Origin of the sequence: Clostridium lapidicellarium, from assembly GCF_041224415.1 — a bacterium.
GTDB classification, from domain to species: domain Bacteria; phylum Bacillota; class Clostridia; order Clostridiales; family Clostridiaceae; genus Clostridium_B; species Clostridium_B lapidicellarium.
In genome coordinates, this window is record NZ_JBGFFE010000010.1 from 62,997 (window position 1) to 89,641 (window position 26,645).

Sequence of the window (26,645 nt, forward strand, 5' to 3'; positions counted from 1 at the left end):
TACCATTATTGCATGATGAAACCCCTTCGTTCTATCATTCCTTACAACTTAATTTTGTACACTATACATTTAAGTTGTCCTCTATTTAAATAAAGAATTACCGTATATTAAAATGGTATACGGTATACCATTTTAATATACAAATACTTTTCCCATCTTAAATCAATCGCATCTATTCACTTTATACCACGCTTGTATTTTTACATTATATTCCATAAATAAATTTTCTGATTTTATTATATCATCCTCAAATAAAAAGTTCAATAAATTTTCAGAAAATTTATTATTTAACAAATATAATCATTGTAAAATTCAACACAGACATCAGCCTCTTTTATCCGGGTAAGCCATATTAAGAAATATCTGCCCTGATTTCTCCACATGTTTTTTCATAGCTTCATAGGAACTGGAACTATCATGCCTCATTAAGGCACTGACTATAGCTTTATGTTCTGACACCACTTCCTGAATCCTGCCAGGCTTAGTATACGTCAGATGGGTAAATTTGTTAACGTATTCACAGAGTGTATTTATAAAATAGTATAAATGAGGACTATCTGCTGCTTTCCAGATACACTCATGAAACTTTCTATTTAGGACACTTAATTTTCCACTACTTTTCTTTTTGCTTTCAGCTGACAGCTGATCAACTATTGAATTTAGATAGGTTAATTCTTCATCTTTGATCTTTCCCGCTGCAATACTGCAGCTCAATGCCTCCAATGCAGTTCTGATAAGCTGAATTTCCTCAATGTCACTTTTACTGAAACCGGAAACCACTACGCCCTTGCGGGGAATATACGTTACCAATCTTTCATACTGAAGCTGACGGATTGCCTCGCGTACTGGAGTCCTGCTTATTTTTAACTGATCTGCAATACTGCGTTCTATCAACCTTTGGCCCGGCTCCAGCTTTCCATCAAGTATAGCATTGCGTAAAATAGAAAATACCGAATCTCTGATATATCCTCTATTATCAAATCTTATAGGCGGAAATTGATATTCCACTTGCACTACCTCCTTAAAATTTTCTAAGTGAAAATCTTCATAAGCCCTGCATCTTATAGTTAATTATAATTCTTATGATACATCAAATGCAAGTAGAATATATCAGATCATAATTGCTAGAATATCATATTTAAAGAATTATTTGATATTTCTCAACTTTCAATTTATTGTTATATTATACACTCATATTATCAAAATAAAATTAAAGTTATTCACAGTTTATTCATTATTAATACAAAAGTGAAATTTATTTTTACTGTTTAATTGATACAATCATAATATTGTTCTCAACACCTCACACCTTTTCAACAGATTGAAATCCGGATTCCCTCAGAAGTGACATTTCATGACTCACCGTAAATGGTATGTCACAGTGGCAGAGGTTTCCCGCAGGATTGTAATCCGATTCAAATTTTTTTCTTTGTGAAAGGTAATATGTCTCCAATTCGGCATTGTCTGAACCAATCATGTAATCGCATTCTATAAAAGTACCGTTGTCTCTAAGGCATCGGAAAATGTTACCGTAAATCTTCAATTTCTGGATATGAGTAAAATGGTGAAATGACATGACGGATATCACAGTATCATATTTTTGAGTTCCCATATCAAAGGTAAGATAACTGTCATTTATAAGATTAATAGAATATTTTGAATATTTTTCAGCCAGCTTTTTAAGCATTTTATCCGCCAGATCAACGCCTGTGACCTGTACTTTGGGAAGTTTTTTAAAAATTGAATGCAGTTCCAAACCCGTACCACATCCTAGATCCAATAGTGTTTTAGTATATGCGGGAACATACTTTTCTATTTCATGATAACATTCTTTTCCCCCATCGATATTGATAATTTGCTGAGTATCATATACATCCGCACGCGTGTTAAAAAAGTTTTTCATTTCTTCTGGAATTTTACTCATGACAGTCTTCCACTCCCACTTATTTTCTTCATATTTTAGGAATATATAAAAAAAGACATTTTAGAATTCTTTCCAAAATGCTTTTTTACATTCACCCTTATGGTGCCGGAGGCGGGAGTCGAACCCGCATGGTATCACTACCGACGGATTTTGAGTCCGTTGCGTCTGCCAATTCCACCACTTCGGCATGTAACAAAAATTATATTATCACAAATATTATTCACGGTCAAGAGTTATATAAAATTGATTAGACATAAAATACAGGTTCCAATTCACTATTTTCTACATATTTTCAAACTGCATTATTTAAATCAGAAATAATTGCAAATTAAATGAAAATTTTAAATCATAGTTGTTATATGAAAGAAAGTATGCTATCATTTATTTAAGAATATTCTAAATAATATATTACAGTTATTGGGGGCGATAATTTTAAATTAAACAATTTTTGAACCAATTAAAACAATTATTTTAAAACTTATTTAGCTACTAAGGAGGATTTCAATGAGTAAACAAAACGCACTAAATGAAAATCTCGAGCGTGGCCTAGAAGAGCGCCATATTCAATTGATAGCACTGGGAGGAGCAATTGGCGTAGGTCTATTTTTAGGATCTGCCACAACTATACAGGCTGCTGGTCCTGCAATTTTATTGGTATACACAATATCAGGACTAGCTATGTTTGTTATAATGAGAGCTCTGGGTGAAATTGCCACCTCTTACCCTGTTTCTGGATCTTTTAGCGCTTATGCCAATGAATTTATAGGACCTCTGGCGGGATATATGACAGGATGGACCTACTGGTTTATGTGGATAGTAACATGTATGGCTGAAATCACAGCTGTAGGTGTATACGTTAAATTCTGGATTCCGACTATGCCGCAGTGGATTCCGGCACTGGCAGCACTCGTAGTAATGACATGTGTAAACCTGATTGCAGTAAAAGCTTATGGTGAATTTGAATTCTGGTTTGCACTTATCAAGGTAGTTACAATCATCGCAATGATAGTAATGGGCCTGCTTATGATTATATTTGGCATTGGCAATGCCGGAAAACCTGTTGGAATTTCAAATCTGTGGACACATGGGGGATTTTTCCCAAAAGGTATATGGGGACCGGTGGTTTCAGTAACAATGGTTATGTTTGCTTATCTCGGCACAGAGCTTATAGGTGTTACAGCAGGTGAGGCAAAAAACCCTGAGAAAACGATACCATCAGCTATCAACAAGGTTTTCTGGAGAATACTGATATTCTATGTAGGAGCACTCTTTGTAATAATGTGTCTTTATCCATGGAACAGTCTTGGCACAAGTGGAAGTCCCTTCGTTTTAGTCTTCAGCAAAATGGGCATATCTGCAGCAGCGGGTATTATAAATTTTGTAGTGCTAACTGCAGCTTTATCTTCCTGTAACAGCGGCATATTTAGTACTGGACGTATGCTGTACAATCTTTCTCTTCAAGGAACGGCACCAAAATCATTTAGCAAATTAGGCAAAACTCACGTTCCAACAACCAGCATCATAGTTTCAGCACTTTTTCTTCTAATCGGAGTTGTTCTTAATTTTCTATTTCCTGGAAAGGTATTCACTTATGTTACAAGTGTAGCGACAATTGGTGCAATTTGGGTTTGGGCTATAATATTAATAGTACAATTGAGGTTTAGAAAAAGGCTTACCCCAGATCAAGTAAAAAATTTGCATTTCCCAATGTTTGGATATCCTTATCTCAACTACATCGTATTGGCATTTTTAGGTTTTGTCGTAGTAATGCTGGCCTTCGGTAAAGATACTATGGTTGCCCTTATCGTAGGACCTATCTGGTTTGCAATTTTACTGGCCTGCTATTATATATTCGGATTAAATAAAAAGAATTTCAAATCTAAAGAATCAGAAGAATCGGATCAAGAAAAATAAAATTTAAAATCAAACTACAATATTTAGTTTGATTTACAAACTCCTATCGTTGTAGTAGAATAAAAATGAAAATAAAATAATTTGTAGGGGTGCTTTTTATTAAGCTGAGAAGAGCTGCTCTCTAACCCTTTGAACCTGATCCAGGTAAAGCTGGCGTAGGGAAGTAATTTCACATAATTTCGCGTTTATTAGGTGTATGCTTTTCTGCATACACCTTTTAAATTATCTGATTAGAGGTGTTCTTAATGAAAAATGTATTGACAATTGCAGGTTCTGACAGTTCAGGCGGGGCAGGAATACAGGCCGATTTGAAAACGATGAGTGCACTTGGCGTATATGGGATGAGTGTAATTACTGCCGTCACGGCTCAAAACACCATAGGTGTGCAGGATGTATTGGATGTAACACCCGAAATTGTAGAGGCACAAATAAGATCCATATTTGATGATATAAGGGTAGACGCGGTAAAAATAGGAATGGTTTCAAACAGTAAAACTATCTTTGTAATAAAAAAGCTTTTGAGAGAATATAAAGCTCAAAATATAGTACTTGATCCGGTAATGATATCAAAAAGCGGATATTCCCTCCTGAAACCCGAAGCCGAGTCAGCTATAAAAAATATGGTAGAGATTTCAGATGTGGTAACTCCAAACATACCGGAGGCAGAAGTTTTAAGCGGATTAAAAATTGAAAACGAAAATGATATGGAAAAAGCAGCTTTTAAAATAAAGGAACTAGGTGCGGGAAATGTTCTCGTAAAAGGAGGCCACAGGTGTAACGATGCCAATGACATACTGCTCTGCAGAAATAAAATATTAACTCTTAAAGGACATAGAGTAAATACAAAAAACACCCACGGAACAGGATGTACCCTGTCTTCTGCCATAGCTTCCTTCCTAGCTAAAGGTTATGACACTGAAAAAGCATTGAATCTATCTAAGCAGTATATAACCAGGGCAATAGAAAATTCATTTTCCATAGGCCACGGTGTTGGTCCTGTAGGACATTTTATAGAAGTTTATAAAAAAGCCGGTATAGATTTCCAATAGACTGTAATTCATAATTATTTTCAAAATTTAAGGGAGGTTAAAATTTGAGTAGTACAAATTTAGACAAAGTAACAAAAATATTATCAGAAGTTAGAAATAAAGTACCACTTGTTCACTGTATTACAAATTATGTCACTATAAACGACTGTGCAAACATTCTCTTGGCTTACGGAGCTTCCCCTGCCATGTGCGAAGCCTATGACGAGGTCTTTGATTTTGTCAAATTATCATCTGCACTGTATATAAATTTGGGAACTCTAAACAAAGAACAGGAACAGGCCATGATCTTGGCCAGCACTTCTGCAAAAATTCACAATGTGCCTGTAATACTGGATCCTGTGGCTTGTGCTGCCTCAGTTAAAAAAATTCAAGTCATAAATAGAATATCACAGGTTGGAAAAATTGACGTCATAAAGGGAAACATAGGAGAAATTAAATCCTTAGCCGGACAATCTGCCAATGTAAGAGGTGTGGATTCAATAGATTCCGGAGAAGGTGCCCTCGAGAGCTGCATAGCATTATCCAAAAAATGCAGCTGTGTAGTTGCCGCCACCGGTAAAAAGGATTTTATATCAGACGGCAGAAAAAGTGCCATAATTGAAAACGGGACAGAAATGTTTACCAAAATCACCGGATCCGGCTGTATGCTGGGTGCCCTCTGCGGGGCCGCCTGCGGAGCTTCTGAAGATAAATTTTCAGCTGTCGTAAGTGCCATACTCTCAATGAACATAGCCGGTGAAGAAGCTGTTAAGGCAGCCAATGCACCTGGAAGTTTCAGAGTCAAACTCATGGACTGCATATATCAGCTGAATGAAGAAAAATTAAAAGAAGGTGCTAAAATAACATGGAAATAAATTATAGCTTATACCTGGTTACAGACAGGAATCTTTTAAAAAATACCAATTTGCCCAAAGCTGTAGAAGAGGCAATTTTGGGCGGTGTCACTCTAATTCAATTGAGAGAAAAAAGTGCCTCTACAAGGGAATTTTACAAGCTAGCACTGGAAGTCAAAAAAGTTACCAGCCATTACAAAGTCCCCCTGATAATAAATGACAGGTTAGATATAGCCCAGGCCGTAGATGCAGACGGAGTGCATCTCGGTCAGAGCGATATGCCGCTGACTATGGCAAGGAAAATACTGGGAAAAGGTAAAATAATAGGAATATCTGCAGGTACTGTAGAAGAAGCTGTAGAAGCAGAGAAAAATGGTGCGGATTATCTCGGAATAGGAAGCGTATTCTTCACTAAGACCAAAAAGGATATAGATACTCCAATAGGTATAGAGGGCCTTCGTAAAATATACAGCAGTGTAAACATACCTGCCGTAGCCATAGGAGGAATTGATGAACATAACTTTAGGGACGTATTATCTACAGGGGTTGACGGTATTTCCGTAATTTCTGCTATTTTAGGAAAAGACGACATAAAATCTGCTGCACAATCACTAGTCAAATAATAAACCTGACAATATTCCCTGAATGAAGTGCTGTAAAACTATTCTTAGAAATAATTTTACAGCACTTCATTTTTTTATATACTCTACACTTATATGAGACCTCCCACTTTTGATTTATTAGTTTACAAATTTATCATGATAAAGTATAATAGTTGATGTAATTATTACATAATAAAAGGAGTTCAAATAAAATGAAAAAAAAATTAGGTATTTTAGCTGCTTTGATATTTTTCACAGCCGCATTGTTCTCCGGATGTGGACAATCTTCAAAAGCCAATACATCCTGGAATGATATAAAATCAAAAGGAGAGTTCGTGGTTGGCCTGGACGACAGCTTCCCTCCAATGGGATTCAGAGATTCAAAGGGGCACATTGTAGGATTTGACATAGATATGGCCAAGGCCGCTGCAAAAAAAATGGGGGTAAAAGTTGTTTTCAAACCCGTAGAATGGGATGGCATTATACTCAGTTTAAACAATAAGGATATAGATGTTATATGGAATGGTCTCACCATAACAGAGGATAGAAAAAAACATATATCTTTCTCAAAAGTATATTTGCAAAACAAGCAGATAATTGTAGTAAAAAATAATTCAAACATAAAAACTAAGAAAGATCTTTCAGGCAAAACCGTAGGACTTCAGTTGGGAAGCAGCAGTGAAACTGCATTGAAATCAGATGCCGCCACTTCAAAATCCCTGAAAAATGTACGAAAATATTCAAATAATACAGAAGCCCTGCTGGACCTAAATCAAGGACGTATCGATGCCGTTGTGGTAGATGAAGTTGTCGGGAGATATTATCTGAAGAAAAAGCCTGGACTTTACAAAGTACTCGATGATAATCTTGGAAAAGAAAATTACGGTGTAGGTATCAGAAAAAGCGATACAAGTTTCAGAAATAAATTAAATGAAGCATTGGACTCTATGAAAAAAGACGGAACAGCCGATAAAATATCTCAGAAATGGTTCAATAAAGATATAATTGCAAAATAAAGAGTTAGGATGTGATCTATAAATGGATAGTCTTGTGGACATAACGGAATTCATATTAAAGGGAAGTTTGATAACCGGAGAATTATTTTTTATAACTGCACTATTTTCCGTACCTCTAGGATGTATAGTAGCCGTGGGTAAAATATCTAAAATCAAACCATTAAAAGCTCTGCTCAGCTTATATACCTGGGCCTTTAGAGGTACCCCGCTGCTTTTGCAGTTATTCTTTACCTACTTTGGACTTCCTGTAATCGGCATAAGGCTATCTCCTTTAGCTGCCGCCAGCATCGCTTTTATTATAAATTATGCTGCTTACCTGGCGGAAATATTCAGGGCCGGTATCGAATCGGTAAATAAGGGGCAGTATGAAGCTTCCAAAGTTCTTGGAATGAGCCACTGCCAGGCCATGACAAAAATAATAATTCCACAGGCTGCCAGAAACGTAATTCCACCCATATGCAATGAAAGCATAAATTTAATAAAAGATTCCGCTCTAGTTGCAACCATTGGTGTGGGGGATCTTTTAAGAGCAGCAAAGGAAGTAGTCACCCGTGATTTCACCATTACTCCCTTTATAATAGCTGCTGTAATCTATCTGGCAATAACCTCAGTTTTAGTTATTGTATTCAAAAAACTGGAGAAGAAATATTCCATAGACTGATTTGTGAATTACCATGATTTACTTTCAGTTATCTGAACTATTTTTACTATGATCTGTACCACTTTTTCTATGGAACAAGCTGGTATATATTCAAATTTACCGTGAAAATTATGTCCTCCTGTACATATGTTTGGAGTTGGCAGTCCGACAAAAGAAAGCCTTGCTCCATCAGTTCCCCCTCTGATCGGTACGATCTTGGGTTCTACATCAACTTCTTTCATGGCTTTAGAAGCTATGTCAACTATATACTTAACGGGTTCTATTTTCTCTTTCATATTTCTGTACTGTTCTGTTATTTCAGCATCCACAACCTTTTTCCCGTATTTTTCATTTATTTCTTTTGCACAATTTTCCACAAACTTTTTTCTACTATCAAATTTATCCTGATAAAAATCTCTTATGATATAATTAAGTACGGTTTTATCCACATTTCCTTTCATTGAAACCAGATGATAAAATCCTTCATATCCTTCCGTAGCTGCAGGTATCTCATCCTTAGGAAGCTTATTCATGAACTCTCCGGCTATAAGCATTGAATTTATCATTTTTCCCTTTGCTTCACCAGGATGTACATTTCTTCCAGAAACCGTTATCTTTGCGGCAGCTGCATTAAAATTTTCAAATTCCAGCTCTCCAAGAGCCCCGCCGTCTACCGTATATGCAAATTTAGCGTTGAATTTTTTCACGTCGAAATGATCCGGGCCCCTTCCTATTTCCTCATCTGGAGTAAACTCTACTTTTATATCTCCATGTTTTATTTCAGGATGTTCAGACAAATATTCCATGGCAGCCACTATTTCTGCCACACCAGCTTTGTCATCTGCACCTAGTAAAGTTGTACCGTCTGTAGTTATAATTTTTTTCCCTTTATACCTTTTTATTTCAGGAAAGTCCTTAACGCTTAAAACTATATTTTCCTTTTTATTTAAGACTATATCCCCGCCGTCATAATTTTCTATTATCTGGGGATTTACATTTTTTCCTGAAGTTTCCGGACTTGTATCCATATGAGATATAAAACCAATAGCAGGAACATTTTTCTCAGTATTACCGGGCAAAACAGCCATCACATAACCGTTTTCATCCAGTGATACGTCTTTCATACCAATTTCCGACAATTCTTTTGAAAGCTGTTTCGCCAGCTTCAACTGTTTCAAGGTGCTTGGAACAGTATCGGATTCGTCATCAGAGCTGGTATCAAATTTTACATACCTCAGCAGCTTATCTACAGCATTTTCCATATAAATTCCTCCAATAAAATAAAATATATGTTGTCAAACTCTTACAAAATTATATCACCATTGTACAAAGATCACAATTTATACTGCTAAAGCCATAAATAAAAATTTTTTATTGAAAATTTATAATTATACTGTCTTTTACACTTCTAATATATTATCGTTGTAAAACAGATATAAGTATTTATTTTTAACCCTCTTACCTGTCATTTTTTCCAGTGCACGTGCATAATAATAAATTTGAATTTTATACTTTTCTTTTATATTTTCCATGTTTTCAACGTAATCCGTCTTATAATCGAGGAGCACCAGCTCATTCCCCTCTTGAAAATAGCAGTCTATTATACCCTGAATCAATATCTTCTCATCTCGATACAATTTAGGATCCAGATTTCCATATATCTCATTGCTGCCCACTTCCATATAGAAGGGAACTTCTCTATATAAGTTTCCTGCTTTTTTCATCCTTCTTCCCAGGGAGGAATTAAAAAATTTCAATATTTTCCGTACGGACACGGACCTGGCTTCTTCTTCAGTGATAAATTCCATATGCAGCAATTTGTCTACCTGTTCCTCAATTTCAGAATAGGAGTCAACTTTGTCAATATCAATATGCTGCATAACCAGATGCATGATCGTACCTCTTTCTGCCGCAGTAAGACCTTTTTTCTTTTCAAGGAAAACTGGTTTTTTCAAATGCACAGGTTCTATAAACTCCACACTGTCCTCTCTGTCAATCAATTTAAATCTTCTCTTTAGTTCAGACACTGAAAATTTTACAGGTATTTTAGAAGCTTCTTCATATTTGTATTTCCAGTCGAGCCTCTTATAAATTTCATTTTTATATTTTCCCTTTCTGTTGTTACAATCTAAACTTCTAATCCATTTTGCCGCATCTTCGGCATCATTATTTTCAGATGAACCTCCAGCAAATCTATCTCTATCTTCAATACATACTTTCCATCTAGAATTATCCCCTTCAACAACCCAGACCGGATTCTGGGAAATTCCGGAAAGATCCCTGATGGGCTTCCCGCAATGATGCCTCGCCACCGCAGGACCTATCCAGTCCAAAAAGCTTTTAGCATCTACAAGAGAGTATTCTGAAAGTTTAATGCCGCCGTAGGAAGCACATTCACACCACTTTTTAGCTGTTTTTTCAACATCTCTGACCATTCCCGTTATTATAAGCTTTTCTTTTGCCCTGGTAAAAGCTACATATAATATTCTCATCTCTTCAGAAAGGGTTTCAACTTTTAATTTTCTCTTCAATATCTGTTTTATAACCGTAGGATAGGATATATGTCTTTCGACATCTATACAATCCGGTCCGAATCCCAATTTATCATGGAACAGTAAACTTCTATTCGTATCTGTAAGATTAAAATTTTTCCCTGTTCCAGACAATATCACTATGGGAAATTCCAGGCCTTTACTTTTATGTATACTCATTATTCTAACCACATTTTCATTTTCCCCAAGGACTTTGGCACTTCCCAAATCTCCACTGCTACTTCTAAGTTTATTTATAAAGTTTATAAAATTAAAAAGCCCCTTATAGCTGCTTTTCTCATATTCTTTTGCCTTCTCAAACAGCATTCTCAAGTTAGCCTGCCTCTGGACTCCCCCGGGCATAGCTCCAACAAAACCATAATAGCCCGTTTCCGTATAAAGATGCCATAAAAATTCGTCTATAGGCATATATATAACTTTTTTTCTCCAGTTTTCAAGTCTTTCCAGAAAAACTGCAGCTTTATGTCTCAGCCTATCACCTATGTCATCCAGAGAATACTTTGGACTTTGGCTTTCTCCTGCTGCTGCCCTCAACACTTCATAAAAAGGTATTTTCCTATTCACCATTCTCAAATCCACAAGCTCTTCCGGTGAAAATGCCCCTATTGGAGATCTGAGTACCGATATGAGGGGTATATCCTGTATAGGATTATCTATTATCTCAAGAAGTGATATAATGGTTTTTATTTCAACAGCATCGAGGTAACCCGTTGAAGTATCTGCAAATACGGGTATATCCAAACTATTCAGTTCCTCTACAAAAGTAGGCGCCCAATTTTGAGTCGTACGCATCAATATCACTATGTCCCTGTACGCAGCAGCTCTGTAACAGCCCTTTTCACTGTCATATACATTAAAGCATTTCTTACCCGGTGCCGGGTTTACCAGTTCTTTTATCTTCTCCGCTGCCATACGGGCTTCCACCTGGATATTATCCACTATCTCCCCGTTATCCCGTTCCGGTTCAGATTTATTTTCCACCTTATCAGCCAAGTATATTTCCACAGCTCCCCCGCACCTTTCACTGCAGGGTTTATACTTAGCCGAACTTATCAGACATTCACTGTCATCATAGCTAAGTTCCCCTACTTCTCTGCACATTATCTGCTTGAACAGATAATTTACGGCATCTATTATTTCCTTCCTGCTCCTGAAATTTTCAGATAATTTTATCTTTCTGCTGCCGCTTCCCTTTTTTTCGGAATAAGAATCGTATTTCTGCAGAAATAGTTCCGGCTTCGACTGTCTGAATCTATATATACTCTGTTTTACATCCCCTACCATAAATAAATTTGCATCTTTACCTTTCCCACTTATCATGTTGATTATGACTTCCTGAACTTCATTACTGTCCTGATATTCATCGATAAATATTTCTTTAAAATAATTCCTATATTCCAAGGCTGCCTGTGACGGTACTATATTTCCCCTGTCATCCACATCTGTCAATATTTCAAGGCAAAAATGCTCAATATCACTAAAATCCAGCACTCCCCTTTCTCTTTTTTTATCATAATATCTATCATTGAAATCCAGTACAAGGGACACCAAACAGTTTATTTTGGGATAAATTCTCCTAATATCTCCGGTTAAATTATATGAGTTTAAAAATATATTTTCTCTTATATCATTCAATTTTTTCTTCACTTCGTCTTTTATACTTTTAACTCTTTCCTTTATGGGTTTTATGCTGTCTTCCGTCCTTTTAGACGGAAGTTTATGAAACTCCAATTTTATAAATTTCTCCATCATTTCATTCCATGAACTGGTTTTGAGTATTTCATCCATTTCACCAATGTCATCCTCAAAAGGCGCCAGGTAATGTTCAAGCTCAGGAGTGTTTTTTATTATTTCTACAGCATTTTCCATTTTATCTCTATATCCGCTAATTTCCATATTTAAACTGTGCATCAGTGTTTTAGCCCATAAAGTTTCCTCAAAATTAAAATCTTCTCCTATATTGAAATCCTCTACAGCTTTTTTCAACCATTTTTCAGGCCAGGGATTGCTTTTTGAAAACTCATATAAAGACAAGATCATATTTTGAAGCCTGATATCATCCTTGCCCTTAAAACTGTCCACAAGATCTAAAAATTCACTTTTCCCCTGCTGATATCTTTCTTCCAGGATTTCCTGAAGTGCATCCTGTTTTAAAAGTATGGCTTCAGTATTATCACACACCCTGAACCCAGGATCCAGGTCTATCAAATGAAAATTACTCTTTATAATTTTAAGGCAAAAAGAATGGATAGTCATTATATTGGATTGATTCAGTAAAGCCAGCTGTTTCCTAATATTCCTGGAATTGCAGTCACTTTCCAATAGTTTGGAAAGTCTTTCGCCTATTCTCTCTTTCATTTCAGAAGCTGCGGCATTCGTAAATGTAACAATCAACAGTCTATCTATATCAACACCCTCACTGGCATCGGTTATCCTATGTATTATTCTTTCTACCAGCACTGCAGTCTTACCAGTCCCGGCCCCTGCGGCCACCAGCAAATTACATTTTCCTGCAAAAATGGCCTCATACTGTGCTTCAGTCCATTTTCTTCCCATAATATCAATCCTCTTTACTAATATATACTTTATCTCCCACTTTGAAAAGCTGGGAGCATTAGCAATGGCAGCGCTCAGATAAAAATTTCCTGACCTCAGTCTCCATCTGTCCTGTTTCACATACAGTATCATGCATGACCTTACATCCGTCTAACTTCTTCATGGGCTTTGGAATTTCAATTCCCGCCGCTCTGCTCATCAATTTCACAAGTTTAAAATCATCTTCTGAATTATATCTATTATCCAAGGCACCCATTACGGCTCTTGTAAATTTAAAAGGACTTGCAGTAGAAACTATCACTGTTTTAGTGCCGTCACCTGTATCCTGCAAATATTTTTTATATACGGAATAGGCAACAGAAGTATGGGGGTCCATAAGATATCCATGCTTGTCAAAAACTTCTTTTATAGATTGTTTTGTCTCCTCATCTGTGGCAAGATTTCCATAAAATAGGTCCATTCCCTCTTTAATATTATCGCCGATCTCATATTTTCTAAATTTGTCTAGGTTACCCATAAGTTCTCTTACAGCGGATGCATTTTTGCCGCTTATATCATATATGAACCTCTCCAAATTACTTGACATCAATATGTCCATAGAGGGAGATATGGTAACAAAAAACTTTCTATTGGCATCATAGATACCGCTGTTGAAAAAATCACAAAGTACTTTATTTTCATTTGAGGCACACAGGAGCTTATTTACAGGCAAACCCATTTTTTTAGAATAGTAGGCCGCAAGTATGTTTCCAAAATTTCCTGTCGGCACTGCGAAATTTATTTTTTCTCCAAGTTTTATTTCCTTGACTCGCAGGAGCTGCATATAGCTGTAAAAATAATATACTATCTGTGGTATCAACCTTCCAATATTTATGGAATTGGCCGAGGAAAACATATACGATCCTCTATTCAGTTCTCTCTTCAATTCAACATCGTTAAAAATTCTCTTGACCTCTTTCTGGGCATCGTCAAAATTCCCATTTATACCTACGACTTTCACGTTTTCACCTATTTGAGTAGTCATCTGCCTTTTTTGTATACTGCTTACACCTTTTTCAGGAAAAAATACCACAATCTTTGTTCCTTCTACATCTGCAAAACTTTCTAATGCAGCCTTGCCTGTATCTCCGGAAGTAGCAGTAAGTATAACTATGGTTTTATTCAGATTCCGTTTTCTAGCTGCGGTTTTCATCAAATAAGGAAGAAGACATAATGCTATATCCTTAAAGGCCATCGTCGGTCCGTGAAACAATTCCAGATAAAACACATCACCTTTTTTATTCAATGGAGCTGCAGCATTTCCCTCAAATTTATTGTCATAAGCTCTATCTATACAATTTTTCAATTCCCTCTCACTGAAATCCGTAAAAAATTTTTTATTTATATAAAGCGACAATTGTTTAAAGGACATCTTCTCACAATTTTTCAATTCCCTTTTACTGATGAATGGAAAACAATTAGGTATAAACAATCCACCGTCTCCAGCTATACCTTTTAATATGGCACTGGCTGAAGTTAAATTTTCATTTGAGCCCCTTGTACTGTTATAGTAAATTTCTTCCAAATTTTATCACTCCCCTGATTTAAAATAACAACCGTAACTATATAATAGCATAGAGTGCAGAACTTGAAAATTATAATTAAGGATGTAATCATTTTAAATTAAAATACATTATAATAACCTTTTTACTTTGAGATATTAAAGATATAATAGAAATATAGTTAAAATTAAAATAAGGGGGTAAAACTTTTGGGAACTTATTTAGATAATGCAGCTACATCCTATCCAAAGCCCGATGTGGTAATAGATACAATTTCAAAATTTATGAAAAATATAGGTGCTACTGCAGGAAGGGGCGCTTACAAGTCAGCTATCACCGCTGACAGACTTATATTTGACTGCAGAAGCAACATATGTAAATTATTCAACGGCAAAGACCCCTCCAAAGTAATTTTTACTTATAATATAACCGATTCATTAAATACATTGATAAACGGCATATTAAACTCCGGCGACCATGTTATAACCAGCAGTTTGGAACACAATTCAGTCTGGAGGCCGCTGAAAATTCTTGAAAGGGACAAGAATGTGCAGATATCTAAAACACCCTGCAGTCCGGAGGGAATAACTGATCCGAAGGAAATTGAGAAACTCATAAGGGAAAATACAAAGCTCATAGTATTTACCCATGCCTCCAATGTTCTTGGAACTATCCAGCCTATAAGAGAAATAGGAGCTATAGCCAAAAAACATAATATAATTTTTCTGGTGGACAGCGCCCAGACGGCAGGTGCCTACCCTATAGATGTACAAAGAGACAATATAGATATACTTGCCTTTACAGGCCATAAAAGCCTTTTTGGTCCTACAGGTACAGGTGGATTTTTGTTAAATTGCGATATAAACCTGCGTCCCCTAAAATCAGGCGGCACTGGAGAAGATTCCAAGAATCCCTATCAGCCTGACTTTTTACCAAATAAATTTGAAGCTGGGACTTTAAATGTGGCAGGAATAGTTGGACTAGGCGAAGGTATCAAGTACATATCCAATATAGGCGTGGAAAATATAAGGGCCAAAGAGGATAAGATAATTGAATATGCACTTGAAAGATTAAAGGAAGTCCCTTCAATACATATATACGGGCCTGAGGATCCCCCAAAAATAGTTGGTGTTATTTCCTTCAATATAAAAGATATACCGGGTGAGGAAATAGCTTTCAAACTGGACCAGGAATATGACATAATGATAAGGGTTGGCTTTCACTGTGCTCCAACAGCCCACAAGGTTATGGGCACATATGAAATTGGTGCAATGAGGATAGGAATTGGTTATTTTAATACAAAAAAAGATATAGATATCCTGGTAAGTGCCTTAAAAAACATAGTTGACAGTTATCTGTGAATTTTTAGCCAAAATAATCAGGAGCGTCTGCAGACGCTCCTGATTATTTCATGTATTATTCCTATTACTTTTTTTCAAAGAACCAATTACTTTAAATATGATTATAATAATTGCCGTCCCAGCTATTGCTGAAATAATATATCCCACCACATCGCTTGTCCCTGTTAGAGAGTAGTCTGCCGCGACAGCATGATAATTTATCCCGTGCTTGAAGGCATTTGGTATGTATCCTACAAGAGATTTTATTCCCTCTGTATCCCATTCACCCCATGCATCGCCGCTGGCTAAAAGTCCCAGAGGACATAATATTATAAGAGCCAATAACAATCCATATAGAGACTTTCTAGCTGTTTTTTTCACTTTTTTCACATTTTCCCCATTGTCATATATCACATCCGGCGACACTTTCTTGACATAGGCATATACAGCCGCAGTTACAGCTCCTTCCAATACGCCCACAAAAAGATGTACCAGAACCATAGCCGGAATGGATATTTTTAATCCATAAGGACAATAAAGTGCATGTCCATAAGCGTCTTTGAAAAGAAGAGGCTGTATACCAAATTCAATAGAAGCCATGAAAGCTGCAGTTACAATTCCCACATATCCTCCAACAAAAGCCGCTATGTATTCTCCTCTATTTCCCTTCAGCTTATCTTTCATGAACTTGAACAGTGCATAGCCTACAAAGGGCATTACAAATGCCATATTAAAGGTATTTGCCCCAAAGGCAAGTATTCCACCATCCCCAAAAAAAAGTGCCTGTATAAGTAGGGCTATGCTTATTGAAATAGTTGCCGCGTAAGGCCCCAGTAAAATTGCAATCAAAGTTCCACCTACGGCATGAGCTGTCGTTCCACCCGGAACAGGTACATTAAACATCATAATTAAAAATGAAAATGCCCCGCATACACCCAGCAGCGGTATTTTTTTCTTATTTACATCTTTTTTCACTCTCTTAATAGCTTTTGCCCATATTGGCAGCATTATTATACCCATGACTGCACAAGTAGAAGGGCTTAAATAATTATCTGGAATATGCATAACAAGACCCCCTATTGATGTTTGTTTATAAATCAAGCATTTTCCATGCCATTGTTTTAAATATACTTTTAATATCCCGGTAAATCGACTTTTTTCCTTAAAACAGAATGATATTGAAATACATTCTCCACTCGATCAAAAAAAGTTTTTTCTCATAATAATACACAATTAGTATCATTATGAGAAAAAACTATATATCATCTCATTTTGATATTCAATTAACCTTTCAAAGCCTCTTCAGCACGATAGGAACTCCTCACCAAAGGGGAAGAAGCTACATATTTAAATCCCAATTCCAATCCGATCTTCCTATACTCTTCAAATACACTGGGGTGGACATATTCCTCAACAGGATGATGTTTGGAAGATGGGGCAAGATACTGGCCTATGGTGACAATGTCGCAATCGACCTTTCTCAAATCCTTCAGCAGTCCTATAACATCTTCTCTTTCTTCTCCAAGTCCAAGCATAAAACCTGATTTTGTAAAAATAGAACCATCCAGTTCTTTGACATCATTTAATAAATTCAAGGAACGTTCATATATTGCCATGGGCCTCACATCCTTGTAAAGCCTGGGTGCAGTCTCCACATTATGATTTATAACATCCGGCTTTGCATCCACAACCTTTTTTAAGGCACATCTGTCTCCTTTGAAATCTGGTATTAGAACTTCTATCGTTATATTCTTTTTCAACTTTTTTATTTCCTCTATGACTCTGGCAAAATGGTAAGCTCCTCCATCTTCCAGATCATCGCGGGTAACAGAGGTTATAACAGCATGCCTCAGCCCCAGTCTGTCAATCGCCCGGGCTATGTTAAGGGGCTCTCTTTCATCAACCCTCTCGGGCTTAGCCTTATTGACGTTGCAAAAAGTACAGTTTCTGGTACAATTCTTCCCCAGTATCATGAATGTTGCCCTTTTTCTGCTGAAACATTCCATCCTGTTAGGACAATTTGCCTCCCTACACACAGTATTTAAAGAATATTTTTTCAATATATTTTTAACTTCTCCCGAAAATTCACCGCCTCTTATCTTAATTTTCAACCAATCCGGTTTTCTACCCTGCATGATAATCCCCCTTTATTCAATTTACAATTTACAATTTACAATTTACAATTTACAATTTACAATTCTCAATTCTCAATTAGCAATTGCAAGCTGCTTTAAAACATAACTTCTATGATATTCCCGGCATCTATATTATGCATATACATTTCAACATCTGCGGACTCAAGTACTTTCAGAATTTCAGATTCATCATACCTCATACCCACAAATTTATTTTCAAAATCTTTTATTTCCCCTCTGCCAAAAAAATCTCCAAAGAAATTTATACGGTCTATTATTCCCCTGTGTACATTTACATAAACTTGTACAATTCCTCCTTTGAATTTCTTTTCATTAAAATAGGTGAATTTTTTTAAATTACCATAATTCCACTGCCACAAAACATACTTATTATCTGAAATTTTTTTTATTTTTTTCCAATCTTCCCCCGATAATCTGTAAATTTTTACAGGTTTACATTTTTCCCTGCACTCCTCCATTATGGATTTCATCAGAAAATTTTTAAATTCCACTACAGTCATGGGTCTGTCAATACACTCGCACAGATTTACAACCCTCTTTTTCACGGATTTAACAGATTTATCCGAAAATTTAATTGGACTTGCATTCAATGATTTACTTAAATTTTCCATATTAACTGAAAACAAAATACTTCCATGGTGTAAAATTTTATTTTTATGCCTGTATTGGGAATTTCCCGAAAACTTCTTATCGTTTACAGTCAAATCATTTCTACCAGAAAGCTTTACATTTACATCGAGCTTTTTCAAGGACCTTATTACAGGTTCCGTAAACCTGCTAAAATCCACAAAAGCATTGTCGTCAGCTTCATCTATAAATGTAAAATTCAATGTCCCCAGGTCATTAAATATGGCCCCTCCTCCCGACATTCTCCTTACAACCTCCAGATTATGCTCTTTTACATAATTCATATTTATTTCAGCTCTTGTATTCTGGTTTTTGCCAATTAAAATGCAGGGTCTATTTCTCCACATCATAAAACATTCTTCATCAAATTTACCCATTACATACTCTTCAATCGCATGATTTACATAAGGGTTGGTATTATTATGTTCGATAAAAATCATATGAGATTACTCCCCCCGCACATCATAAAATCCACATGAAACCTATTTAATTATAATCCAAAATGAAACCAAATGCTACAAATATAAAAAAAGAGTCCCAAAAGGACAGCTGGTTATTATCCTTTAAGGACTCTATTAGGGAGTTTGGGGATATATAATAATTAGGAACTCTGATAAATATAACAAAGGAAAACATTTAAGAGTTCATCAAATGATTCTTATATTCAATTGTTTCCTGAAACATCTATTTCCATGATTTCAGCCTCAATATTTATGACATATCCTATTAATAAATAAATGATTTCCTTTGATATTAGTTATTATATAATATTTTATTCCATTTTTCAAGCCTTTTTAGTAATTATTTTAAAATATATTCTTAATTTCTTTGATCATATGACAAATTTAATGTATAATAAAGATGTTAGTTAATGCTTTAGTGTTATCAAGAATTTAAAATTAACTATTATTAAATTTCTTGTTAATATATTATTTTTGTGTTATACTAATAGAATTAATAAACACCGATATACAAGTTATATATCAATTATAAAGTGTTTTATCTTTAGGAGGATAATAAATGAAAACAGGAACAGTAAAATGGTTTAATTCAGAAAAAGGATTCGGATTTATCGAAGTACCAGGCGAAAATGATGTCTTTGTACATTTTACCGCAATCCAAAGTGATGAACCTAGAAAAAATCTTGAAGAAGGTCAAAAAGTTCAATTTGATGTTGAAGAGGGACCAAAGGGTCTTCAAGCTGCCAATGTTGTAAAATTATCATAGTAATTTTACAATATAATAAAAAACATCTTAACATAGATGAATGTAATGTTTTGCCACCTTTCTAGAAAGGGTGGTTTTTACATTTGCTTACATTTGCTTATAAAAAATAGCCTGGGTTTTTGAACCCCAGGTTACTTTTTTATTTTCCAAGCACTTCTTTCTTTAGCTTAAGTCCAGTTTTAGTGATTGCAAGTCCGCCAAGGGCTGTTTCCCTGAGTTCACATGGAAGTTGTTTGCCCACTTTGTACATTGCTGCAACAGTATCGTCAAACGGAATTCTACCCGATACACCTGCCATGACCATATCGGCAGTAGTCAACGCATTGACAGCTCCCGATGCATTTCTCATCGCACATGGTATTTCCACAAGTCCCGCTACCGGATCACAGACTAATCCAAGTATATTTTTTATAACTATTGCACCTGCATTCAACGCCTGCTCCGGAGTACCTCCCATCATTTCAACTACAGCTGCCGACGCCATAGCCGAGGCTGAACCGCATTCTGCCTGGCATCCTCCTTCTGCTCCAGCCATAGTAGCATTTTTAGCTATCAGTATTCCAACTCCGCTGGCTGTAAAAAGACTTTGAATCAATTCATCCTCATTTTTATTCAGTTTCTCTCCCGCCGTTATTATTACAGCCGGTATTATTCCACAGGATCCAGCTGTAGGCGAAGCCACTATTTTTCCCATGGCAGCATTTATTTCAGAACAGGAAAGAGCTCTTGCCATGGCTTTTACCATGAAAGTACCAGTCAAAGTCTTTTCCCTGCCGCAATATTCACCTAATTTATATGCATCTCCACCTATAAGACCGCTTACCGATTTTACTCTGTGCTGTATTCCATATTCCGCCGAATTCTTCATTACTGCAAAATTCTTTTTCATGTTGTTAAAAATTTCTTTTCTGCTTTTTCCTGTGAGTTTCACTTCCTGTTCAACTGTGTATTCCCAAATCTTTATATTCCTCTTCTGACATATGTCTATCAGTTCTTTTCCCGTATTAACCATAGATTATTCCTCCTCGCTTATAGGATTTATAGCTCTGACCTTGTGTATATTGGGTATTTTGCTTATTTCATTAACTACGTCATCCGAAACAAAATCATCCACTTCAAATACCATAGCTGCCTTGGCTCCCTTTACATTTTCCCTATACACCCTCATAAAAGCTATATTTATCTTATATTTGTAAAGTACCTGTGAAACTTTAGCCACCATACCTGGTACATCTATATGGTTTATCAATATTGTAGGGTAAACTCCGGTAAATTCTATTTTATCTCCATCTACCTCAGTTATAATTACATTGCCTCCGCCTATAGATGATCCCATTATCTCTGAAACCCTGCCGTCTTCACACATTATTACAAATTTAACCGTATTTGGATGTACATCTCCCAGATCTGTTTCTATAAATTCAAATTCTATACCTTTTTCTTTTGCCAACTCCATGGAATTTCTTAAATTCTTATCCCATGGATTCATCCCTAATATCCCGGCAATCAACGCCTTGTCAGTACCATGACCCTTATAGGTTTTTGCAAAAGATCCATGGAGAAAGAATTGTACTTTTTTAATTTTTCCACCAGCTATAGTACCTGCAATTTTCCCCAATCGTGCTGCTCCTGCAGTATGTGAACTAGATGGCCCTATCATTACAGGACCCAGTATATCAAAAACACTGTATTCTCTCATTCTAGACACCAAACCTTTCTTTATATTATATAATAGAGCAAAATATAAAACACTATTAAAATTTATTTTGAGTTTTTAAATAATAATAGTGCTTTATAGCCAAATCATTTTTTAATTCTTTTCACCATTGTCAACTTTTTTAAATTTGCTTTTTCTACACATGTATACAGGCAAGCCTATCAAAGTTACAATTAATCCTAAGCCAGCATTTAAAGGCTGGGTAAACAGCGTATTAAATACTATATAGAGCCCTCCTATTATAGCAATAATAGGAACTACCGGATAAAGTGGAACTTTGTATGGCCTTTCCATATCCGGTCTCTTTTTTCTGAGAACGAAAACTGCAAAGAAAGTCATCACATAGAATATCCATATTACAAATATCAGAAGATCTGTCAGCTGATCAAACTTACCTGAAAATATAAGTACTATCGAGATTATCTCAAGCAATATACCGCTGTTTACAGGTACTTTGGATTTTGAAGATAATTTTGACAGCCATTTGCTGCCTGGTAATTTGTTTTCCACGGCCATAGCATATGGAACTCTCATTCCCGTAAGTATGTATCCATTTATAGTACCAAATACCGATATCAATATTCCCACAGTTATTATGCTTCCGCCTGCCGGTCCAAATAATACATTGGCCACAGCTGCTGCCGGTGTTTTTGTTGCTGCCAGGGCACTTGCCGGTAATGCAAACAGATAAGCTATATTAATAAGTAAATAAACAGCCATTACTATTGACAGCCCGCCTATAATAGCTATTGGCAAATCCCTTTTTGGATTTTTCATTTCTCCAGCTATTGTCCCTACATTTATCCAGCCGTCATAGGCAAACATAGTCGCTACCAGAGCAGATCCTAGACTTGTTGTTATAGGATGATTTTGTGCTACAACAGGAAGCAATCTTGCTGTGCCGCCGTTTCCGCTTACAAATCCTATTATTATAATTGCAAATAAAGGTATCAGTTTACATATAGTTGAAACTGTTTGAATAGCACCGCCGGTTTTGGATCCAAACAGATTCATGATTACCAAAAATACACTGACTATAATAGCTATTGGAACTATGTATGAATCAGGCATACCCAAAAGTGCAGCTGTCTGTGTTCCAAATATTATAGCAAGAGCAGCAACATTGGCCGGAAAGTATATTATAGTCTGTGCCCATCCAAGTAAAAACGACCACATGTCTCCATAGGTTTCCTCCAGATAAGCTACCATTCCTCCTGTCCTGGGTATCGCAGCCGAAATTTCAGCTGTGGTGAGTCCGCCTGCTATAGTTATAATACCTCCAAGTATCCAGGCTATCAATCCAAGACCAGGCGCTCCGGTGGCAGTAAACACGGCCGTGGGCTTAAAAAATACCCCAGCTCCTATAACTATACCAATAACTATTGCAAGAGCAGGCACCAGCCCCAAATTTCTTTTTAGTCCATTATCGCTCATTACCAATTTCCCCCTTGTTCCTTATAATATAAATATAATTATTGAATTAATTCAAAAGCATTGATGTCTACTTCAACTACTGTAAATAAAGTAATCAGGTAAACTCAGCTCCTTATAGATATAATAATTAAAATATTAACATTTTACAATACTTTGCCCAAAATTAATTTATATTTTTAAAATTTAAAATTTATTATTTGCCTAAAAAAGAATAATAAATTACAAAATAAAATAGCATGATAAAATTTTACTGACAAATTTATATTCAGTTCTTTCTGAATATATGTCTTATAAAATTCAATCCAGCATTTTAAATTGCCAAGCATTATAAAATTAATTTAAATTTAATTTATGTAAGCATGAAAACCTTAATATATTCTATAATCTTACATTTAAACGTTTTATATCAAATAAATGTACGTCTTTTAAAAACAAATTTAATATATTGTTCTTTTATTTATTTCTTTTATCATATCATATTAATACAATTTGCACAATAATTATACGACAAATTTTTTAAAAAATACTTTTTATAAACTGTTGTATGCCCATAAAAATAAATCATATTATTCATTATTTTGATTTATCTCTTAATTATAATTGTTTAATTAATTCATGATATGCAATCATTCATGAATAAAAAAATTAATAGATATTTAGACAATACCAGCTTATAAAAACATAACTATTTTGGTACATTTGCAATTATAACTACATAATATAAATCAATATGAAAGTATATTTTATATCGATAAAACAGGAAGTGATTTTAACATGTCTCAATCAGAAACATTTTTTAATTATAGAAATTTAATAACTGGTATAGATACAAAAATTCCCTTGAAAAATGGGAAACTGGTACCTGCCATAAATTTTGACAATGCGGCTACTACCCCGCCCTTTAACTATGTTATGGAAAGAATAAATAGCTTTTCACCTTATTATTCATCTATCCACAGAGGAAACGGATTTAAATCCAAGCTGTCCTCTGATGCCTACGAGATGTCACGAAATATTATATGCAATTTTGTACACTGCAATCCGCAAAAAAACACAGTAATATATGTAAATAATACTACAGGTGCTATCAATAAATTGTCCTATATATTCAACAGCTTATACAGGAACTCGATTATACTGTCTACCAGAATGGAACACCATTCAAATGATCTTCCCTGGAGAAGTAAATTCAAAGTGGATTACGTCGAAGTGGACGAGCTTGGTAAACTAAATCTGTCAGATTTAAAATATAAGTTAAGAAAGCACCACGGCAGAGTAAAACTTGTTTGTGTAACTGGTGCATCCAACGTTACTGGATATAAAAACCCCATATATAAGATAGCACAAATTGCCCACCGCTATGGAGCTGAGATTTTAGTTGATGGAGCACAGCTAGTACCACACTATCCCATATACATGGAACAGAGCTCAAAAGAAGAATCTATCGACTATTTAGCTTTTTCCGCCCATAAAATGTACGCTCCCTTTGGAATAGGCGTCCTTATAGGTCCAAAAAGTACCTTCAGCAATGCACCTCCGGAATACAGCGGCGGCGGTACAATAAAGGTAGTAACGGATGACTATGTCCTATGGGACGATCCTCCAGGAAAAAATGAAGCCGGAACTCCCAACGTACTCGGAGTTACAGCTCTTGTATCTTCAATCAAAATATTAAACAAATTATCATTGAATTCTATAGATAAAAGGGAAAAAAGTATATGCAACTACGCACTAGATAAAATGCTCCAGCTTCCAAATATCATCATATATGGAGACACAAATCCAAACTGCGACAAAGTTGCAATTCTCCCTTTCAATATAAAAGGCATGCACCATGAGACCACTGCAAGACTTCTATCAGATTTATCTGGAATTTCCGTAAGGAGCGGCTGTTTCTGTGCCCATCCCTATGTTCAAAGGCTGTTGAAACTTTCCCCTGAAGAAATAAACTATTTTAAGACCCACTTCAATGATTTTAGGCCCGGTATCGTCAGGCTGAGTTTCGGCTTGTATAATACCTATGATGAAGTAGATACACTGATAGATACCCTGAAAAAAATAACCAGGAATATAAGGTAAGTTTAATTTTAAGGTTTAAGTGAAGTTTAATTGCTTTCTTCACCTAAACCTTGAAAAACCTATCTGCCATCAGCTGGAAAGCCCTGCAGACAAAATCATTATCATAAGTATTGGAATGCTATCACATATAACCCATCCTAAAAATATGAGTACAAGGCTGAGCTTACCGTATTTATTAAAAGAATACAGTATTAAGTTGTACAAAAAAAATAAATTAGTCATAATGAATATGAGAATTATAGGAATTGGGTTGGATGTACCATAAACCACTATTGTATGTAATATAAAAATCAGCGCCAGGGCAGTACCTAAAAAAAATATAACTCTAAGTCCAATTCTGTCCTTAACCTTGATGAATATGTAAACTGCATCACATACACACAATATACAGGGCACCAACACGAGTGCCTCAAGTTTATCTATGTAAAAGTACGCCGTTATTAAAAATCCCATAAAAATTAGTATTTTGATATTAAAATTAAGGCTTTTCCTGTTCATTTCCATTAACTCCTCCAGTATATAGTTACAAGAAATATATATTTTTAAAACATGTATTTATCACTATAATGATACTTGAAAAACAAATTTTAATCATATCCACAGCAGTCTGCATCATGCCTTATCCAATATAAATTTCTTCAAGGCATAAGCGGCCCCGTCCTCTCTATTGCTTTTGGTTATATAATCCGCAGCTGATTTTAATCCAGTGGAACCATTGCCCATCGCTATTCCAAATCCAGCATATTTTATCATAGAAATATCATTGTCCCAGTCTCCTATGGACAGTATTTCATTTTGCTTTATCCCATAATATTCTGCAACCTTCTCAAGCATGCTTCCCTTGTCCACTTTTTTACTGAATATTTCCAGATAATTTGGAAGTGAAAAATTGGCATTTATTTTATCCCCAAATTCATCCAGAATCTTTTTCCTTATCTTCAAAAGTTTATTTCTGTCCTGCATAAGGACTATTTTATACATGGGTTGATTTCTAAAAAAGGAAGATAATTTTCCCACCATCCGGAAATAAGCTATATAGTCATTTAAATTCATGTAATCAGTAAATTTTTCTACATAAACCTTTTTTTCATCAAACAATATACAATAGATATTATTTTCTTCGGCCATGTGTATGATTTTGCTGCATACACTGTTGTCAACGGGTTCACCTAAAATCAATTTATTTTTTCTATATAGATTTGCTCCATTTAAGCATATTGCAAAATCATCTAAATTCAACTCTTTTAAAAAATTTTTCAGCCCGTTAAATTCCCTTCCTGAAACCAGAATTACTTTTAGACCTAAATTTCGTACTTTTTTCACTGCTTCTACAGTTTTCTCACTCAAAACATGATTTTCATTCAATAAAGTTCCATCCATATCTGCAGATACTAGTTTATACATAAATTGCCTCCTATATCGATTGAAATTATTTGAC

22 protein-coding genes, 1 tRNA gene and 1 riboswitch are annotated in these 26,645 nt (G+C 35.5%); of the genes, 9 read left to right on the forward strand and 14 right to left on the reverse strand.

The genetic code is table 11. From position 1 onward, the window contains the following. Positions 1–324: 324 nt before the first annotated feature. The 3 genes from AB8S09_RS08585 to AB8S09_RS08595 form a co-directional block, all read right to left on the reverse strand. Positions 325–1,008, reverse strand: coding sequence for a GntR family transcriptional regulator (locus tag AB8S09_RS08585; RefSeq protein ID WP_369868929.1), 684 nt, complete (start codon positions 1,006–1,008; stop codon positions 325–327). 295 nt (positions 1,009–1,303) lie between these two features. Further along, on the reverse strand, positions 1,304–1,924 hold the full coding sequence (locus AB8S09_RS08590) for a class I SAM-dependent methyltransferase (protein WP_369868930.1): 621 nt from the start codon (positions 1,922–1,924) through the stop codon (positions 1,304–1,306). Positions 1,925–2,024: 100 nt separating this feature from the next. Continuing rightward, positions 2,025–2,111 (reverse strand) — tRNA-Leu (locus tag AB8S09_RS08595). 317 nt (positions 2,112–2,428) lie between these two features. On the opposite strand from AB8S09_RS08595, the gene AB8S09_RS08600 reads away from it, so the two are divergent. The 6 genes from AB8S09_RS08600 (at position 2,429) to AB8S09_RS08625 (ending at position 7,999) form a co-directional block, all read left to right on the forward strand. Beyond that, positions 2,429–3,838, forward strand: a complete 1,410-nt coding sequence (locus AB8S09_RS08600; RefSeq protein ID WP_369868931.1) for an amino acid permease — start codon at positions 2,429–2,431, stop codon at positions 3,836–3,838. 75 nt (positions 3,839–3,913) lie between these two features. Continuing rightward, positions 3,914–4,017: riboswitch (TPP riboswitch) on the forward strand. Between the two features lie 66 nt (positions 4,018–4,083). Further along, positions 4,084–4,887 carry a bifunctional hydroxymethylpyrimidine kinase/phosphomethylpyrimidine kinase gene (gene thiD, locus AB8S09_RS08605; protein WP_294184486.1) on the forward strand — a complete coding sequence of 268 codons (804 nt, stop codon included), beginning with the start codon at positions 4,084–4,086 and terminating at the stop codon, positions 4,885–4,887. A 44-nt stretch (positions 4,888–4,931) separates the two neighbouring features. Next, complete coding sequence (thiM, locus tag AB8S09_RS08610; protein ID WP_369868932.1) at positions 4,932–5,741, forward strand: hydroxyethylthiazole kinase; 810 nt, start codon at positions 4,932–4,934, stop codon at positions 5,739–5,741. Then, positions 5,732–6,343, forward strand: coding sequence for a thiamine phosphate synthase (gene thiE, locus AB8S09_RS08615; RefSeq protein WP_369868933.1), 612 nt, complete (start codon positions 5,732–5,734; stop codon positions 6,341–6,343). The genes thiM and thiE overlap by 10 nt, the downstream gene beginning before the upstream one ends. Before the next feature lie 191 nt (positions 6,344–6,534). Then, the gene (locus tag AB8S09_RS08620; RefSeq protein ID WP_369868934.1) at positions 6,535–7,338 is read left to right on the forward strand and encodes an amino acid ABC transporter substrate-binding protein; all 804 of its coding nucleotides are present in this window, start codon (positions 6,535–6,537) and stop codon (positions 7,336–7,338) included. 22 nt (positions 7,339–7,360) lie between these two features. Further along, the gene (locus AB8S09_RS08625; protein WP_294184494.1) at positions 7,361–7,999 is read left to right on the forward strand and encodes an amino acid ABC transporter permease; all 639 of its coding nucleotides are present in this window, start codon (positions 7,361–7,363) and stop codon (positions 7,997–7,999) included. An 8-nt stretch (positions 8,000–8,007) separates the two neighbouring features. Here the strand turns inward: AB8S09_RS08625 and pepT are convergent, their stop codons facing one another. The 3 genes from pepT to thrC form a co-directional block, all read right to left on the reverse strand. Continuing rightward, the gene (gene pepT / locus AB8S09_RS08630) at positions 8,008–9,240 is read right to left on the reverse strand and encodes a peptidase T (protein WP_369868935.1); all 1,233 of its coding nucleotides are present in this window, start codon (positions 9,238–9,240) and stop codon (positions 8,008–8,010) included. A 138-nt stretch (positions 9,241–9,378) separates the two neighbouring features. Beyond that, entirely contained in the window at positions 9,379–13,086 is a 3,708-nt protein-coding gene (gene addA, locus AB8S09_RS08635) for a helicase-exonuclease AddAB subunit AddA (RefSeq protein ID WP_440132416.1), read from the reverse strand. Between the two features lie 58 nt (positions 13,087–13,144). Then, positions 13,145–14,650, reverse strand: coding sequence for a threonine synthase (gene thrC / locus AB8S09_RS08640; RefSeq protein WP_369868936.1), 1,506 nt, complete (start codon positions 14,648–14,650; stop codon positions 13,145–13,147). 186 nt (positions 14,651–14,836) lie between these two features. Between thrC and AB8S09_RS08645 the strand changes: the two genes are divergently transcribed. After that, positions 14,837–15,988 (forward strand): aminotransferase class V-fold PLP-dependent enzyme, encoded by a 1,152-nt coding sequence (locus AB8S09_RS08645; protein WP_369868937.1) that lies wholly within the window; start codon positions 14,837–14,839, stop codon positions 15,986–15,988. A gap of 48 nt (positions 15,989–16,036) precedes the next feature. Here AB8S09_RS08645 and cbiM read toward each other — a convergent pair whose 3' ends face one another. The 3 genes from cbiM to lplA all read right to left on the reverse strand — a co-directional run bounded on the left by cbiM (position 16,037) and on the right by lplA (position 19,190). Then, positions 16,037–17,032: a cobalt transporter CbiM gene (gene cbiM / locus AB8S09_RS08650; protein ID WP_369868938.1), complete on the reverse strand. Its 996-nt coding sequence runs from the start codon at positions 17,030–17,032 to the stop codon at positions 16,037–16,039. 218 nt (positions 17,033–17,250) lie between these two features. Beyond that, positions 17,251–18,102 carry a lipoyl synthase gene (gene lipA / locus AB8S09_RS08655; protein ID WP_369868939.1) on the reverse strand — a complete coding sequence of 284 codons (852 nt, stop codon included), beginning with the start codon at positions 18,100–18,102 and terminating at the stop codon, positions 17,251–17,253. Positions 18,103–18,197: 95 nt separating this feature from the next. Next, complete coding sequence (gene lplA / locus AB8S09_RS08660) at positions 18,198–19,190, reverse strand: lipoate--protein ligase (RefSeq protein WP_369868940.1); 993 nt, start codon at positions 19,188–19,190, stop codon at positions 18,198–18,200. Positions 19,191–19,770: 580 nt separating this feature from the next. Between lplA and AB8S09_RS08665 the strand changes: the two genes are divergently transcribed. After that, positions 19,771–19,977 (forward strand): cold-shock protein, encoded by a 207-nt coding sequence (locus tag AB8S09_RS08665; protein ID WP_294184506.1) that lies wholly within the window; start codon positions 19,771–19,773, stop codon positions 19,975–19,977. Between the two features lie 139 nt (positions 19,978–20,116). On the opposite strand, the gene sdaAA is transcribed toward AB8S09_RS08665, so the two are convergent. From sdaAA to AB8S09_RS08680, 3 genes are all read right to left on the reverse strand, one after another. Then, complete coding sequence (gene sdaAA / locus AB8S09_RS08670; protein WP_369868941.1) at positions 20,117–20,989, reverse strand: L-serine ammonia-lyase, iron-sulfur-dependent, subunit alpha; 873 nt, start codon at positions 20,987–20,989, stop codon at positions 20,117–20,119. A 3-nt stretch (positions 20,990–20,992) separates the two neighbouring features. Next, complete coding sequence (sdaAB, locus tag AB8S09_RS08675) at positions 20,993–21,676, reverse strand: L-serine ammonia-lyase, iron-sulfur-dependent subunit beta (RefSeq protein WP_369868942.1); 684 nt, start codon at positions 21,674–21,676, stop codon at positions 20,993–20,995. A 111-nt stretch (positions 21,677–21,787) separates the two neighbouring features. Next, on the reverse strand, positions 21,788–23,128 hold the full coding sequence (locus AB8S09_RS08680; protein WP_369868943.1) for an APC family permease: 1,341 nt from the start codon (positions 23,126–23,128) through the stop codon (positions 21,788–21,790). Positions 23,129–23,902: 774 nt separating this feature from the next. Between AB8S09_RS08680 and AB8S09_RS08685 the strand changes: the two genes are divergently transcribed. Beyond that, positions 23,903–25,207: an aminotransferase class V-fold PLP-dependent enzyme gene (locus AB8S09_RS08685; protein ID WP_369868945.1), complete on the forward strand. Its 1,305-nt coding sequence runs from the start codon at positions 23,903–23,905 to the stop codon at positions 25,205–25,207. 69 nt (positions 25,208–25,276) lie between these two features. On the opposite strand, the gene AB8S09_RS08690 is transcribed toward AB8S09_RS08685, so the two are convergent. Further along, the gene (locus tag AB8S09_RS08690; RefSeq protein WP_369868946.1) at positions 25,277–25,705 is read right to left on the reverse strand and encodes a hypothetical protein; all 429 of its coding nucleotides are present in this window, start codon (positions 25,703–25,705) and stop codon (positions 25,277–25,279) included. Positions 25,706–25,819: 114 nt separating this feature from the next. Further along, positions 25,820–26,611: a Cof-type HAD-IIB family hydrolase gene (locus AB8S09_RS08695; RefSeq protein WP_369868947.1), complete on the reverse strand. Its 792-nt coding sequence runs from the start codon at positions 26,609–26,611 to the stop codon at positions 25,820–25,822. Between the last annotated feature and the right edge of the window lie 34 nt (positions 26,612–26,645).

Coding starts and splice junctions, on each gene's coding strand:
- AB8S09_RS08590 (WP_369868930.1), bottom strand. CDS start 1,924: ATGAGTAAAATTCCAGAAGAAATGAAAAACTTTTTTAACACGCGTGCG.
- AB8S09_RS08600 (WP_369868931.1), top strand. CDS start 2,429: ATGAGTAAACAAAACGCACTAAATGAAAATCTCGAGCGTGGCCTAGAA.
- thiD (WP_294184486.1), top strand. CDS start 4,084: ATGAAAAATGTATTGACAATTGCAGGTTCTGACAGTTCAGGCGGGGCA.
- thiE (WP_369868933.1), top strand. CDS start 5,732: ATGGAAATAAATTATAGCTTATACCTGGTTACAGACAGGAATCTTTTA.
- AB8S09_RS08620 (WP_369868934.1), top strand. CDS start 6,535: ATGAAAAAAAAATTAGGTATTTTAGCTGCTTTGATATTTTTCACAGCC.
- AB8S09_RS08625 (WP_294184494.1), top strand. CDS start 7,361: ATGGATAGTCTTGTGGACATAACGGAATTCATATTAAAGGGAAGTTTG.
- pepT (WP_369868935.1), bottom strand. CDS start 9,240: ATGGAAAATGCTGTAGATAAGCTGCTGAGGTATGTAAAATTTGATACC.
- addA (WP_440132416.1), bottom strand. CDS start 13,086: ATGGGAAGAAAATGGACTGAAGCACAGTATGAGGCCATTTTTGCAGGA.
- cbiM (WP_369868938.1), bottom strand. CDS start 17,032: ATGCATATTCCAGATAATTATTTAAGCCCTTCTACTTGTGCAGTCATG.
- lipA (WP_369868939.1), bottom strand. CDS start 18,102: ATGCAGGGTAGAAAACCGGATTGGTTGAAAATTAAGATAAGAGGCGGT.
- lplA (WP_369868940.1), bottom strand. CDS start 19,190: ATGATTTTTATCGAACATAATAATACCAACCCTTATGTAAATCATGCG.
- AB8S09_RS08665 (WP_294184506.1), top strand. CDS start 19,771: ATGAAAACAGGAACAGTAAAATGGTTTAATTCAGAAAAAGGATTCGGA.
- sdaAA (WP_369868941.1), bottom strand. CDS start 20,989: ATGGTTAATACGGGAAAAGAACTGATAGACATATGTCAGAAGAGGAAT.
- sdaAB (WP_369868942.1), bottom strand. CDS start 21,676: ATGAGAGAATACAGTGTTTTTGATATACTGGGTCCTGTAATGATAGGG.
- AB8S09_RS08680 (WP_369868943.1), bottom strand. CDS start 23,128: ATGAGCGATAATGGACTAAAAAGAAATTTGGGGCTGGTGCCTGCTCTT.
- AB8S09_RS08685 (WP_369868945.1), top strand. CDS start 23,903: ATGTCTCAATCAGAAACATTTTTTAATTATAGAAATTTAATAACTGGT.
- AB8S09_RS08690 (WP_369868946.1), bottom strand. CDS start 25,705: ATGAACAGGAAAAGCCTTAATTTTAATATCAAAATACTAATTTTTATG.
- AB8S09_RS08695 (WP_369868947.1), bottom strand. CDS start 26,611: ATGTATAAACTAGTATCTGCAGATATGGATGGAACTTTATTGAATGAA.